This is a genomic window from Variovorax sp. J31P179 (assembly GCF_030316985.1).
GTDB lineage: Bacteria > Pseudomonadota > Gammaproteobacteria > Burkholderiales > Burkholderiaceae_C > Variovorax > Variovorax ginsengisoli_B.
Genome location: NZ_JASZYL010000004.1, coordinates 151,992 through 167,070 on the forward strand (window position 1 = coordinate 151,992; position 15,079 = coordinate 167,070).

The 15,079-nt window shown below is 70.7% G+C and carries 6 protein-coding genes; 3 read left to right on the top strand and 3 right to left on the bottom strand.

The window, feature by feature from the left end:
* Positions 1 to 5: 5 nt before the first annotated feature.
* Together QTI17_RS11815 and QTI17_RS11820 are read right to left on the bottom strand one after the other, a co-directional pair.
* Positions 6 to 1,073, bottom strand: coding sequence for a pirin family protein (locus QTI17_RS11815; protein WP_286533300.1), 1,068 nt, complete (start codon positions 1,071 to 1,073; stop codon positions 6 to 8).
* Positions 1,074 to 1,199: 126 nt separating this feature from the next.
* Positions 1,200 to 1,679: an FKBP-type peptidyl-prolyl cis-trans isomerase gene (locus QTI17_RS11820; protein ID WP_286533303.1), complete on the bottom strand. Its 480-nt coding sequence runs from the start codon at positions 1,677 to 1,679 to the stop codon at positions 1,200 to 1,202.
* A gap of 272 nt (positions 1,680 to 1,951) precedes the next feature.
* On the opposite strand from QTI17_RS11820, the gene QTI17_RS11825 reads away from it, so the two are divergent.
* Positions 1,952 to 10,270, top strand: coding sequence for an autotransporter-associated beta strand repeat-containing protein (locus QTI17_RS11825; RefSeq protein ID WP_286533305.1), 8,319 nt, complete (start codon positions 1,952 to 1,954; stop codon positions 10,268 to 10,270).
* A gap of 1 nt (position 10,271) precedes the next feature.
* Here the strand turns inward: QTI17_RS11825 and QTI17_RS11830 are convergent, their stop codons facing one another.
* Positions 10,272 to 11,261, bottom strand: a complete 990-nt coding sequence (locus tag QTI17_RS11830) for an SDR family oxidoreductase (protein ID WP_286533307.1) — start codon at positions 11,259 to 11,261, stop codon at positions 10,272 to 10,274.
* A gap of 196 nt (positions 11,262 to 11,457) precedes the next feature.
* On the opposite strand from QTI17_RS11830, the gene QTI17_RS11835 reads away from it, so the two are divergent.
* Together QTI17_RS11835 and QTI17_RS11840 are read left to right on the top strand one after the other, a co-directional pair.
* Entirely contained in the window at positions 11,458 to 12,753 is a 1,296-nt protein-coding gene (locus QTI17_RS11835; RefSeq protein WP_286533308.1) for an Nramp family divalent metal transporter, read from the top strand.
* 37 nt (positions 12,754 to 12,790) lie between these two features.
* Positions 12,791 to 15,079, top strand: coding sequence for an ATP-dependent DNA helicase (locus QTI17_RS11840; protein WP_286533309.1), 2,289 nt, complete (start codon positions 12,791 to 12,793; stop codon positions 15,077 to 15,079).

A 15,079-nucleotide genomic window follows, 5' to 3' on the forward strand; every position in this document is an offset into this window, starting at 1 on the left:
CCGCCTCAGCGGGCCGCGGCGTGATCCTGCGGCTTGTCCTCGCGCCCGCCCGGATGGCGCGCGAATCGGGCCGGATCGCGCCCGTGCACCGGCGCCTGGTCCGGCCACGGCCAGCCGCCGAACTGGGTGCGGCGGTAGTCGGCCATGGTCTGCGCGATCTCGGCCTGCGTGTTCATCACGAAGGGGCCGTACTGCGCCACCGGCTCGCCGATCGGGCGGCCCTGCAGCAGCAGGAATTCGCCGACCTCGTCGCCGTTGACCAGTTCGACCGCGGCGTCGGCGCGCAGCTCGATGGCCGCGCTGCCGTCGACCGCCTGGCCGGCGACCGTCACCGAACGGCCCTTGAAGAAATACAGGCTGCGCCGCGTGCCTTCGCCCGCGGCCGCCGGCAGCGTCCAGCGCGCATGGGGCTCCATGCGGAGGGTCCAGATCGCCACGTCCGCATCGGCTTGGGAGGCCCAGGAATCCGGCGGCGGCGCCAGCGGGCCGCCGGCGCCCGGCTCGCCGTCGATCGGCGCGATCCGGCCCGCGATGCTCGCGACCTCGGTCTTGCGACCTTCGGGATCGGTGGCGGTGAAGCTCGGAATGTCTTCGGCCCAGAACATCGTGAAGTGAGGCTCGGCCATCTTGCTGCGCGCCGGCAGGTTCAACCAGATCTGGAACAGCTCGAGCGGGTTGGCGGCGTCGGCTTTCAGCAGCGGGAACATCTCCGAATGCACGATGCCCTTGCCGGCCGTCAGCCACTGGACGTCGCCGCCGCCGAAGCGCGCGGTCGCGCCCAGTGAATCCGAATGATCGACCAGGCCCTTGCGCACGATGGTCACGGTCTCGAAGCCGCGGTGCGGATGCCCCGGGAAGCCGGGCACGGGATGGCCGTGGTACATGCTCCAGCCGTCCTTGCGGCTGAAGTCCTGGCCCAGGTCGCGGCCGGCCAGCGGCGCGTCCGGGCCCATCTGCGGGTTGGCCCGCGGGTAGGCGTCGTCGTGATAGGCGCAGAACAGGAACGGATCGATCGTCGCCCAGGGGAAGCCGAGGGCCTTGATCTGGACGATGGGGTTGGCGGCGGTGGTCATGGTGGCGCTTTCGTGGGGCTGGCGATGGGGCGTTCCACGGCAGATGGGGCCAGGGCCGGGCCGTGAAAAGCCCCGGGCATGGAACGCAGTGGCACGGCGGGTGGAACGCCGCCCCGGCGGCCGCGCTCAGTGATGATGTCCGTGGTCGCCGTGGACGTGGCGGTGGGCGATCTCTTCCTCGGTCGCGGCGCGCACGCCGGTCACGGTCACGCTGAACTTCAGCGCCTTGCCGGCGAGCGGGTGGTTGCCGTCGAGGATCACCTGGGGGCCCTTGATCTTCATGACGGTGAAGTGCTGCGGCTCGCCCCGGTCGTTGCGCCCTTCCAGCTGGCCGCCGACCTTGACGCCGGGCGGGAACTCGCTCTTGGGGATGGTGCGCACCAGCGACTCGTCGCGGGCGCCGAAGGCGTCCTCGGGCTGCAGGTTCAGCGTGGTCTGGAAGCCGACCTCCTGGCCGTCGAGCGCCGCCTCGATCTTGGGGAAGGTGTTCTCGTAGCCGCCATGCAAATAGACCATCGGGTCGCGGCCCTCGTCGATGAGCTTGTGGGTGACGGCATCGCTCACCTTGTAGCGGAGGGTGACGGCGGTGTTGGCGGTGACTTTCATGGTGTCTTGCATTTGGGTTGCGTCCGGCAAGGCCGGTCCGGGGTCGCAAGTCTACGGGCGCGCAGCGCGCGGACGCGTTCCCTGCGGTAGATACCCGTCCGCCTGCCTGACCCAACGACGGCCGTCTTTCGCCCGCCACGACGTCCTGCCCCATAGGCGGATTGCAAACTTATTTCTCACTAATCGGACTCGGATATAGCCCGAACTAGTTACAACTCAGCACTAAATATCTAACAATCTGTATCTTTAGTTAACACTTCTCGAGATTTCCAATGAATTGTGTCCACCGTGTCGTCTTCAACCGCAGCAAGGGCGTGTGCCAGGCCGTGTCCGAGGTTGCCACCGGATCGCACGGAGGACGCGATGCAGTGTCGACTGTTGAATCGGCTATGCCACGTATGTCAGCGCTCGCTTCGGTTCTCGCGTTGGCGATTGCCTCGATGGCGCCGGCCAGCGCCTGGGCGGGCGGCGGGGCCGGCGGGGCGAGCAACACGAACGTCGGCGTTGCCGGCGGTGCCGGCGGTACCGGCGGGACGCTGGCGCAGTCGACGGGCGCCATCGGCGCTACCGGGTCTGTGGTGGACAGCGGCGTCACCTACAAGGCAGGCGGCGGCGGTGGTGGTGGGGCGGTGGTCACGACCGGCGCCACCGCAGGGGATGGGGCCGCGGGCGGCAATGGCGGCGGCAACACGCCGGTGGCCACCGGCGGCGCCGGTGGCGTGGTGGCCGCGGCGTCGCGCGTGACGAGCGGCAACCGCCAGATCAGCATTGCCACCACCGGCGCCAGCGGCGGCCCGGGTCTCGCGCCGGCGACTGTGGTGAATGGCTATGTCGACGGCGGCGGCGGCGGCGGTGGCGCCGGTGCGGCGGGATTGGTGTTCTCGGGGACCGGCACGGTGACCGTCAGCAACGCGCTGACCGGTGGCGCGGGCGGCGCGGGCGGCGCTGCGGGTCCGCAGGGCACCGGCGGGGACTGGGGCTGGGGCGGCGGCGGCGGCGGTGGCCAGGGCGGGGTGGGCCTGCTGACGACCAGCGGCGGCAACGTCACCGTCGACGTGACCCGGGCGGTGCAAGGCGGAGCCGGTGGTGCGGGCGGTGCGGCCACGGCGGGTTCCGGCGGCGCCGGCGGCGACGGCGGCACCGGTATCCAGATCACCGGCGCACGCACGCTCACCAATGCCGGGACCATCGCCGGCGGTGCCGGCGGCGCCGGTGGCTTGTCCACCCAAGGCGGAAACCTCGGCCAGGCAGGGGCGGGCGGCGTCGCGATCAAGGCGACCGGGGGCGTGACGATCATCAACAGCGGGACGATCACCGGCGGCGTGGCGGGGACGGGCTCGGGCGCTGGTGCCGGGCTCCACGCCGATGCGATCCAGTTCTCGGGGGTCGGCAACACGCTGACGCTCCAGGCCGGCTCCACGATCACGGGCAATGTCGTCGCGACCGCAGGCGGCAGCGACAGCCTGGTCCTGGGCGGCAACACGAGCAGCAGTTTCGACGCCAGCCAGATCGGCAACACGGCCCAGTACCGCAATTTCGCAACCTTCCAGAAGACGGGCACCAGCACCTGGACGCTGACCGGCGCGACGACGGCGCTCACGCCCTGGTCGATTCGGGCCGGCACCCTGGCGATCGCTTCGGACGCGAGCCTGGGCGCCACCGGCGGCAGTCTGACCGTGGCGGGCGGCACGCTCCGGGCGACCGCCGACGTGACGTCGAACCGTGCGGTCAGCCTGGGCACGGGCGGCGGCACGTTCAACACCGACGCCGCCACGACCCTGACGCTGGGCGGCGCCATCACCGGCAGCACCCGCCTGACCAAGGTCGGCAGCGGCACGCTGGTGCTGGCCGGCAGCGACAGCCACAGCGGCGGCACGACCATCTCGGCCGGCACACTGCAGGTGGGCAACGCGACCACGGCCGGCGCGCTCGCCGGCGACGTGACGGACAACGCCGCGCTGGTCTTCGCCAACACGGCGGCGCCCATCGCGGGCTTGATCTCGGGCAGCGGCACGGTCAGCAAGAGCGGCAGCGGCACGACCGTGCTGACGGGCAACAACACCTACACCGGCGCCACGACCATCTCGGCCGGCACGCTGCAACTCGGGAGTGGCGGCACCACCGGCGCGATCAGTGCGTCCAGCGCCGTGACGAACGACGGCACGCTTGCCTTCAACCGAAGCAACAGCTTCACGTTCGGCAACGTGATTTCCGGCAGCGGCGGCGTGAGCCAGATCGGCGCCGGCACGACCACGCTCAGCGGTGTCAACAGCTACGGCGGCGGCACCATGATCTCTGCCGGCACCTTGTCGGTGGCGAACGACGGCAACCTCGGCAACGCCAGCGGTGGCATCGCCTTCAACGGCGGCACGCTGAACACCACGAGCAGCTTCACGTCGAACCGCGCGGTGACGCTGAACGCGGGCGGCACGGTCAACACCAACACCTCCACGACCCTGACCCTGGGCGGCGCCATCACCGGCAGCGGCCGGCTGACCAAGGCTGGCGGCGGCACGCTGGTGCTGGCCGGCACCGACAGCCACAGCGGCGGCACGACCATCTCGGCGGGTACGCTGCAGGTGGGCAACGCGACCACGGCCGGCACCCTGACCGGCAACGTGACGGACAACGCCACGCTGGTCTTCGCCAACACGGCGGCGCCGATCGCGGGCGTGATCTCGGGCAGCGGCACGGTCACCAAGACCGGCGCCGGCACGACCGTGTTGACCGGCAACAACACCTACACGGGCGGGACGACGATCTCGGCCGGCACGCTGCAGGTCGGCAACGGCGGCACCAGCGGCGCGATCGCCGGCAACGTGGCCAACGCCGGCGCGCTGGTCTTCAATCGTTCCGGCACGCTCAGCTACGGCGGCGTGATCTCGGGTGTCGGCACGGTGACGCAGAGCGGCAGCGGCACGACCGTGCTGACGGGCGCCAACACCTACACCGGCGCCACGACCATCTCGGCCGGCACGCTGCAACTGGGCAACGGCGGCACCACCGGCGCGATCAGTGCGTCCAGCGCCGTGACGAACAACGGCACGCTCGCCTTCAACCGGAGCAACAGCTTCACGTTCAGCAACGTGATTTCCGGCAGCGGGGGCGTGAGCCAGATCGGCAGCAGCACGACCGTGCTGACGGGCGACAACACCTACAGCGGCGCCACGACCATCTCGGCTGGCACGCTGCAACTGGGCAACGGCGGCACCACCGGCGCGATCAGCGCGTCCAGCGCCGTGACGAACAACGGCACGCTGGCCTTCAACCGAAGCAACAGCTTCACGTTCGGCAACGTGATTTCCGGCAGCGGCGGCGTGAGCCAGATCGGCAGCGGCACGACCACGCTCAGCGGTGTCAACAGCTACGGCGGCGGCACCATGATCTCTGCCGGCACCTTGTCGGTGGCGAACGACGGCAACCTCGGCAACGCCAGCGGCGGCCTCACCTTCAACGGCGGCACCCTGAGCACTTCGACGAGCTTCGCGTCGAACCGCGCGGTGACGCTGAACGCGGGCGGCACAGTCAACACCAATGGGAACACGCTGACGCTGGGCGGCGCCATCACCGGCAGCGGCCGGCTGACCAAGGCTGGCGGCGGCACGCTGGTGCTGGCCGGCAGCGACAGCCACAGCGGCGGCACGACCATCTCGGCCGGCACACTGCAGGTGGGCAACGCGACCACGGCCGGCACCCTGGCCGGCAACGTGACGGACAACGCCACGCTGGTCTTCGCCAACACGGCGGCGCCGATCGCGGGCGTGATCTCGGGCAGCGGCACGGTCACCAAGACCGGCACCGGCACGACCGTGCTGACCGGCAACAACACCTACACGGGCGGGACGACGATCTCGGCCGGCACGCTGCAGGTCGGCAACGGCGGCACCACCGGCGCGATCGCCGGCAACGTGGCCAACGCCGGCGCGCTGGTCTTCAATCGGTCCGGCACGCTCAGCTACGGCGGCGTGATCTCGGGTGTCGGCGCGGTGACGCAGAGCGGCAGCGGCACGACCGTGCTGACGGGCGCCAACACCTACAGCGGCGCCACGACCATCTCGGCCGGCACGCTGCAACTGGGCAACGGCGGCACCACCGGCGCGATCAGCGCGTCCAGCGCCGTGACGAACAACGGCACGCTCGCCTTCAACCGAAGCAACAGCTTCACGTTCAGCAACGTGATTTCCGGCAGCGGCGGCGTGAGCCAGATCGGCAGCGGCACGACCACGCTCAGCGGTGCCAACAGCTACGGCGGAGGCACCACGATCTCGGCCGGCACCTTGTCGGTGGCGAACGACGGCAACCTCGGCAACGCCAGCGGTGGCATCGCCTTCAACGGCGGCACCCTGAGCACTTCGACGAGCTTCGCGTCGAACCGCGCGGTGACGCTGAACGCGGGCGGCACAGTCAACACCAATGGGAACACGCTGACGCTGGGCGGCGCCATCACCGGCAGCGGCCGGCTGACCAAGGCTGGCGGCGGCACGCTGGTGCTGGCCGGCAGCGACAGCCACAGCGGCGGCACGACCATCTCGGCGGGTACGCTGCAGGTGGGCAACGCGACCACGGCCGGCACCCTGGCCGGCAACGTGACGGACAACGCCACGCTGGTCTTCGCCAACACGGCGGCGCCGATCGCGGGCGTGATCTCGGGCAGCGGCACGGTCACCAAGACCGGCACCGGCACGACCGTGCTGACCGGCAACAACACCTACACGGGCGGGACGACGATCTCGGCCGGCACGCTGCAGGTCGGCAACGGCGGCACCAGCGGCGCGATCGCCGGCAACGTGGCCAACGCCGGCGCGCTGGTCTTCAATCGTTCCGGCACGCTCAGCTACGGCGGCGTGATCTCGGGTGTCGGCACGGTGACCCAGACCGGCACCGGCACGACCGTGCTGACGGGCAACAACACCTACACCGGCGCCACCAGCGTCGCAGCCGGAACCTTGCAGGTCAACGGCGCGCTCGGCAACACCGCCGTCGGCGTCGCGAACAATGCCACGCTGGCGGGCAGCGGCTCGATCGCCGGAGCCGTGACGGTCGCCGATGGCGGCACGTTGCAAGGCCGCAGCGGTCAGACGCTGGCCACCGGCGCGCTGACGCTGGGCAGCAACTCGAACATCAATGTGGCGCTCGGCACGCCGAGCAGCACCGCGCTGTTCCAGGTCAACGGCGCCCTCACGCTCGACGGCCAGCTCAACGTCGCCGACCTCGGCGGCTTCGGCCCCGGCGTCTACCGGCTGGTGAACTACACCGGCGCGCTGACCGACAACGGCCTCTTGGTCGGCAACACGCCGAGCGGCACATCGCTGTCGGTCCAGACCGCCGTCGCGAAGCAGGTCAACCTGGTCAACACGACCGGTCAGACGCTGAATTTCTGGGATGGCGGCAGTGCAGCCAATCTCAACAACGGCGCCATCGACGGCGGCACCGGCACCTGGACGGCGAGCTCCGGCAACTGGGCGAACCAGAACGGCACCCTCAATGCCCCGATGTCGCCGCAACCCGGTTTCGCGGTGTTCCAGGGGGCCTCGGGCACGGTCGCGGTCGACAACGCGCAAGGTGCAGTCGCCGTCACCGGCATGCAGTTCGCGACCAGCGGCTATGTGGTGCAGGGCGGCCCGGTCCAGCTGGTCGGGACGCAGGCGATCATCCGTGTCGGCGACGGCAGCGCGACGCCGATCACCGCCACTGTCGGCGCCGAGCTCGCGGGCACGGCCAAACTCGAAAAGACGGACCCGGGCACGCTCGTGCTCACCGGCGCCAACAGCTACAGCGGCGGCACGCTGATCACGGGCGGCACCCTGCAGCTGGGCGATGGCGGCACCAGCGGCTCGATCATCGGCGACGTGGCGAACAACGGCACGCTGGCCTTCAATCGCAGCGACGCCGTGAACTTCGCCGGCGCCATCAGCGGCAGCGGCGCCGTGAGCCAGATCGGCAGCGGCACGACCACGCTCAGCGGCGCCAACAGCTACAGCGGCGGCACCACGATCTCGGCCGGCACCTTGTCGGTGGCGAACGACGGCAACCTCGGCAACACCGCCGGCGGCATCACCTTCAACGGCGGCACGCTGAGCACCTCGGCAGACTTCACGTCGAACCGCGCGGTGACGCTGAACGCGGGCGGAGGCACGGTCAACACCAACGCCAACACGCTGACGCTGGGCGGCGCCATCACCGGCAGCGGCGGCCTGACCAAGGCCGGCATCGGCACGCTGGTGCTGGCCGGCACCGACAGCCACAGCGGCGGCACGACCATCTCGGCCGGCACCCTGCAGATCGGCAACACCACCACGGCCGGCACGCTGGCCGGCAACGTGACGGACAACGCCGCGCTGGTCTTCGCCAACACGGCGGCGCCGATCGCGGGCGTGATCTCGGGCAGCGGCACGGTCACCAAGACCGGCACCGGCACGACCGTGCTGACCGGCAACAACACCTACACGGGCGGGACGACGATCTCGGCCGGCACGCTGCAGCTCGGCAGCGGCGGCAGCAGCGGCTCGATCCTCGGCGAAGTCGCCAACGAAGGCACGCTGGCCTTCAGCCGCAGCGATGCCGTGACTGCGGCCGGCGGCATCTCGGGCAGCGGCGGCGTCCAGCAGCTGGGCGCCGGCACCACCACGCTCACCGCCGCCAACACCTACAGCGGCGGCACTGTGATCTCCGGCGGCACGCTGCAGCTCGGCAATGGCGGCACCAGCGGCTCGATCACCGGCGACGTGACCAACAACGGCAGGCTGGCCTTCAATCGCAGCGACGCCGTGGACTTTGCCGGCGCGATCAGCGGCAGCGGCGGCGTGAGCCAGCTCGGCGGCGGTACGACCACGCTCAGCGGCGCCAACAGCTACACCGGCGGCACGCTGATCTCTGCCGGCAAGTTGATCGGCAGCGCCGGCAGCCTCGGCGCCGGCGCGATCGTCGACAACGCGGCGCTAGAGATCCGGCAGGCCACCGATGCCACCTTCGCCAATGCGATCTCCGGCAACGGCAGCTTCACCAAGAGCGGCGCCGGCGCGCTCAACCTGACCGGCGACAGCAGCGCCTTCACGGGCAGCACGCTGGTCAAGACCGGTACGCTGGCGGTCAACGGTTCGCTCGGCGGCGCGCTGACGATGGCCGGCGGCACCACGCTCAAGGGCAACGGCACGGTCGGCACGACCGTGGTCCAGTCGGGCGCGACGGTGGCGCCGGGCAATTCGATCGGCACCCTGCACGTGGCGGGCGACCTCACGCTGGCGGCGGGCTCGACCTACCAGGTCGAAGCCGCGGTCGACGGCCGCAGCGACCTGATCCGCGCCACCGGCGCGATCCACCTGCAGGGCGGTTCGCTGGCGGTCCTGGCCGACGGCAACTGGAATCCGACCACCACCTACACCATCCTCAACGCCGGTGCCGGCGTGAACGGCAGCTTCGGCGGCATCACGACCAACTTCGCCTTCCTCGACCCGACGCTCAGCTACAGCGCACAGGATGTGGTCCTGAGCCTGAAGCGCAACGACACCACGTTCGAGTCGGTCGGCAACACGCCGAACGAGAGCCAGGCCGGCGGCGCGGTCGACGCCTCGGGCTCCGGCGCGCTCTACAACGCGGTGGTCAAGCTCGACGCCGTCACGGCCCGCAGCGCGTTCGCGCAACTCGGCGGCGAACTGCATGCCTCGCTCAAGTCGATGGCCATCGAGGACAGCCGCTACGTGCGCGACGCCGGCCTCGACCATGCCCGGCGCTCGCTCGGCGGCGTCGCCACCGGCACCGACACCGCCTCGAAGGACGGCGTCTGGGCCTATGCCTTCGGCGCCCGGGGCGACATCCGCGGCGACGGCAACGCCTCGAAGATCGACGGCTCGACCAGCGGCCTGCTGATCGGCGGCGACACGAAGGTCGGCGACGACTGGCGTGTCGGCCTGATGGCCGGCTACAGCAGCGGCAGCGCCGATCTCGACGCCCGCGCCTCGTCGGCCAGCAGCGACAGCTGGCACCTGGGCGTCTATGGCGGCCGCCAGTGGGGCGCCCTGGGCCTGCGGCTCGGCGCGAGCTACAGCGACAGCAGCATCGACACCCGGCGCGCGGTGGTGTTCGGCAATTTCGCCGACCTGCCGACCGCCAGCTACAAGGCGCAGACGGCGCAGCTGTTCGGCGAACTGGGCTGGCGCATCGATGCCGGCGCGGTCGCGGTCGAGCCCTTCGCCGGCCTCGCCTATGTCAACCTGCATACCGATGACTTCAGCGAGCGCGGTGGCTTCGCGGCGCTGCACGGCGCCGGCGACAGCACCGACATCGGCTACAGCACGCTGGGCGTGCGCGCCACCACCGACGTCGAACTCGGCGGCGCGAAGATGACGCTGCGCGGCATGCTGGGCTGGCGCCACGCGATCGGCAGCACCAGCCAGTACGCGTCGATGGCGCTGGCTTCGCAGTCGGCCTTCGTGGTCGCCGGCGTGCCGATCGCGAAGGATGCCGCGGTGGTCGAGGCGGGTGTCGACTTCTCGCTGCGCAAGGACCTGACGCTGGGCGTGTCCTACCTCGGCCAGGCCGGCAGCGGCGTGACCGACAACGGCGTCAAGGCCACCCTGCTGTGGAAGTTCTGATCTACACGGCGCCCACGCTGCCGGTCACCGGCAGCACGATGCCCGTGATGTAGCTGGCGCAGCAGGGCGCGGCCAGGAACACATAGGCCGGCGACAGCTCCTCGGGCTGCGCCGGCCTTTTCATGTCGGTGTGGCGGCCGAAGTCCTTCACGTCTTCGGCCGGGCGGTCGGCGGGGTTCAGCGGCGTCCACACCGGCCCAGGCGCCACGGCGTTGACGCGGATGCCCTTGTCCAGCAGGTTGCTCGCCAGCGATTTCGTGAACGCGTGGATGGCCCCCTTGGTGGTCGAATAGTCGAGCAGCTCGGCGCTGCCTTCGAGGCCGGTCACCGAGCCGGTGTTGATGATCGAGCCGCCGCGCGGCAAGTGCGGCACCGCGGCCCGTGCCATCTGGAAGTAGCCGAAGACGTTGGTGCGCAGCGTGAGTTCGAAGCGTTCGTCCGTGATGTCCTCGATGGCCGCGGCGTGCAGCTGGAAGGCCGCGTTGTTGACCAGGATGTCGAGCCGCCCGAAGGCCTGCACCGTCTCGTCGACCGCGCGCTGGCAGAAGACCGGGTCGCGCACGTCGCCCGGGATCAGCACGCAGTGCCTGCCCTCTGCCTCGATGCAGCGCTTGGTCTCCTCGGCATCGACTTGCTCCTCCTGCAGGTAGACGATCGCGACCTCGGCGCCTTCGCGCGCGTAGAGCAGCGCCACCGCGCGGCCGATGCCCGAGTCGCCGCCGGTCACCAGCGCCACCATGCCATCGAGCTTGCCGCTGCCCAGGTAACCCGAGGCCATGAAGCGCGGCTGCAGATCCATGTCGGCCTCGAGGCCCGGCTTCTTCAGGTGCTGGCTGGGCATCGGGTTCTCCGGCTCGGGCCGATGGCCCGCCTGCATGGGCTTCCCGCGTTCGGCTTGGCAGCCCGCTGTGCGGTCCTTGGCATCCTGCTCACGCTGCACCTTGCGATGCTCCGAAGCGACGCTGTCCGGGGATTTGGCGGAAGGGGTCATGAGAGTGCTCCTGGTGTCGGGATGGAAAGTGGGTGGGATGGCTTCACCGTAGGCAGGGGTGCGCCGCGTGCATGTCGTCCAACACCGCGTTGCCGATGCGGACTCGACCCAGTCCGACAGCGCGCCGGGGCCGGCACCTATGCCTGGGGCCTGGCCTGGCCAGCGATGCTGGCGCACCCCTTCACACGAAGCCGCGATGAGCACCCCTTCAGCGTCCGCGACCGCGCCCGCCGCACCCGCGAAAGCGCGCTGGTGGTCCAAGCTCGGCCCGGGCCTGATCACGGGCGCCGCGGACGACGACCCGAGCGGCATCGCCACCTATACCCAGGCCGGTGCGCAGCTCGGCTACGGTGTGGGCTGGACCCTGCTGTTGACCTATCCGCTGATGATGGGGATTCAGCTGGCCAGCGCGCGCATCGGTCGCGTCACAGGCAAGAACCTCACCGAGACCTTCGCCCGCTTCTGCCCCCGATGGATGGTGGCGACGCTGGTGTTGCTGCTGCTGGTCGCCAATGTCATCAACCTCGGCGCCGACCTCAGCGCGATGGGCGATTCGGCTGCGCTGGTGCTGCCCGGCCGGCCGGCCTGGTACGCCGTGGGCTTCGGCATCGTGTCGCTGCTGCTGCAGGTGTTCCTGCCCTACGAGCGCTATGTTCGCGTGCTCAAGTGGCTCACGCTGTCGCTGTTCGCCTACGTGGGCGTGGTGTTCGCGGTCGATGTCGACTGGGCCGCGGCGCTCAGGGGAACCTTCACGCCGGACTTCCACTGGAGCCGCGCGTACGTCACCACGGTGGTCGCGATCCTCGGCACCACGATCAGTCCGTACCTCTTCTTCTGGCAGGCCTCGCAGGAAGTGCAGGAGATCAAGCGCGTGGCCGCCGACCATCCGCTGCGCGTGGCGCCGGAACAGGCGCGCACGCAACTGCGCCGACTGCGCATCGACACCGCGGTCGGCATGGGCTTCTCGAACCTGATCGCCTTCTTCATCATCACCGCCGCCGCCGCCACGCTGCATGCCCATGGCCAGAGCCGGATCGAGACCACCGCCCAGGCCGCCGCCGCACTGAAGCCGATCGCCGGCGACCTCGCCTTCTGGCTCTTCGCGCTCGGCGTCCTGGGCACCGGCATGCTGGCGCTCCCGGTGCTCGCCGGATCGGCGGCCGAGGCGGTGGCCAGCTACTTCCACCTGCGCAAGGGGCTCGACCTGACGCTGGCGCGCGGCCGCAGCTTCTACGCCATCCTCGCGGCCGCGATGCTGCTGGGCGTGGGCATCAGCCTGTCGGGATTGAATCCGATCTCGGCCCTGTACTGGGCGGCGGTGATCAACGCCGTCATCTCGGTGCCGGTGATGGTCGCGGTGATGATCGCGGCGTCGAGTCCGGCGGTCATGGGCCAGATGGTGCTGCCGCGCAAATGGCGGCTGCTGGGCTGGCTGGCGACCGCGGCCATGGCGGCCGCCTCGGTGGCGCTGGGGGTGGTCTCGTTCACGTAGCGGGGTGCGGTCGGGCGCTGTATATTCATCCAGCCCCATGGCCGCCCTCCTCTCCTCTCCCGCCGCCGCGCCACTCGCGGTCTCGGTCCGCACACTCTGCGCCTTCGCCGCCAAGGCCGGCGACCTCGACCTGCGCTTCGTGCCGGCCCCGAGTGGCCAGGAAGGCCAGGCGGGCCACCGGCTGGTTCAGTCCCGCCGCAGCCTCGACTACGAAAGCGAGGTCGGCCTGTCGGCGCGCTTCGGCCGGCTGCTGGTGCGCGGACGGGCCGATGGCTGGGACCCGCGGCGCCGCCGGGTCGAGGAAATCAAGACTTATCGCGGCGACTTCGGCCGCATCAAGGCCAACCATCGCGCGCTCCACTGGGCCCAGGCCCGCAGCTACGCATGGATGCTGTGCGAGCGCGACGCGCTGCCGGCGCTCGACGTCGCGCTGGTGTATCTGGACCTCGGCACCGAAAAGGAAACGGTGCTCGCGGAGAGCTGGACCCGTGCCGACCTGCAGCGGCACTTCGAGGCGCTGTGCGCGCGCTACCTGGCGTGGGCCGAGCAGGAGTCCGCCCACCGCGCGGCGCTCGATCCGGCGCTGGCGGCGCTCGCCTTTCCGCATGGCGGCTTTCGCCCTGGCCAGCGCGAGCTGGCCGAGGCGGTCTACCGCTCGGCGGTCTCGGCGCGCCCGCTGCTGGCCCAGGCGCCGACCGGCATCGGCAAGACCGTCGCCACCCTGTTTCCGCTGCTCAAGGCGCGGCCGGCGCGGCAGTTCGACAAGATCTTCTTCCTGACCGCCAAGACCTCGGGCCGCGCGGTCGCCCTCGGTGCGCTGCAGACCTTCGACCGCGCGCAGGCGCCGCTGCGGGTGCTCGAACTGGCGGCCCGCGAGAAGGTCTGCGAGTACCCCGGGCGGGCCTGCAACGGCGACGATTGCCCGCTCGCGCGCGGCTTCTACGATCGGCTGCCGGCGGCCCGCGGCGAAGCCATCGCCGCCGCCTGGCTCGACCGCGAGGCGCTGCGCGGCATCGCACTCGCCCACCAGGTCTGCCCGTACTTCCTCGCCCAGGAAATGGTGCGCTGGAGCGACGTGGTCATCGGCGACTACAACTACTACTTCGACGGCAGCGCCTTCCTGTATGCGCTCACCAAGGACGAGGAGTGGCGCGTCGCCCTGCTGGTCGACGAAGCCCACAACCTGCTGGACCGCGCGCGCGGCATGTACTCGGCGCAGCTCGATGCCGCCGCGCTCGAGGCGGTGCGCGCCAAGGCGCCGGCGCTGCTGCGCAAGCCGCTGGGGGGCCTGGCGCGCGAATGGCAACTGCTGCAGCGCGACCAGGTCGCCGCCTACCAGCCGCACGACCAGGTGCCCGAGCGCTTCGCGCGAGCCTTGCAGGAAGCGGTCTCGCTGATGGCCGAGCACTTTTCGGCCCGCCCCGACGAGCCGCCGGGGGCGCTCCAGCAATGCTTCTTCGACCTGCTCCAGTTCGCCCGGCTGGCCGACAGCTTCGGCAAGCATTCGGTCTTCGAGGCGACGCTCGGCCCGGGGGGCACGCGTGCCCTGGCGATCCGCAACCTGGTGCCCGCGCCCTTCCTGCAGGCGCGTTTCGCCGATGCCGCCTCGGCGGCCTGCTTCTCGGGCACGCTGGCGCCCTTCTCGTTCTACCGCGACACGCTGGGCCTGCCCGAGAACACGGCGACGCTGGACGTGGGCTCGCCGTTCCGCAGCGAACAGCTCGACGTCCGGGTGGCGATGGACCTGTCGACCCGCTTTCGCGACCGCGACCATTCGCTCGACGCGTTGATCGACATCGTGGCGGCGCAGTTCGCGCGCCGCCCTGGCAACTACCTGGCCTTCTTCAGCAGCTTCGACTACCTGGACAGCGCCTCGGCCGCCTTCGAGCGGCGCCATCCGGGCATCCCGGCCTGGCGCCAGTCGCGCGGCATGCGCGAAGCAGAGCGCGAGGCCTTCCTGGCACGCTTCGCCGCCGGTGGCCGAGGGGTCGGCTTCGCCGTGCTCGGCGGCGCCTTCGGCGAAGGCATCGACCTGCCCGGCGACCGCCTGGTCGGGGCCTTCGTCGCCAGCCTGGGCCTGCCGCAGCACAACGAGCCGAACGAGGTGATGCGCGAGCGCATGGACGCGCTGTTCGGCGACGGCTATGCCTACACCTACGTCTATCCGGGCCTGCAGAAGGTGGTGCAGGCCGCCGGGCGCGTGATCCGCAGCGAGACCGATGCCGGCGTGCTCTACCTGCTGGACGACCGTTTCGCGCGGGAGGAGATCCGGGCGCTGCTGCCGGCCTGGTGGCAGCTGGAGCCGATGTTCGCCGGAGCGCGCTGA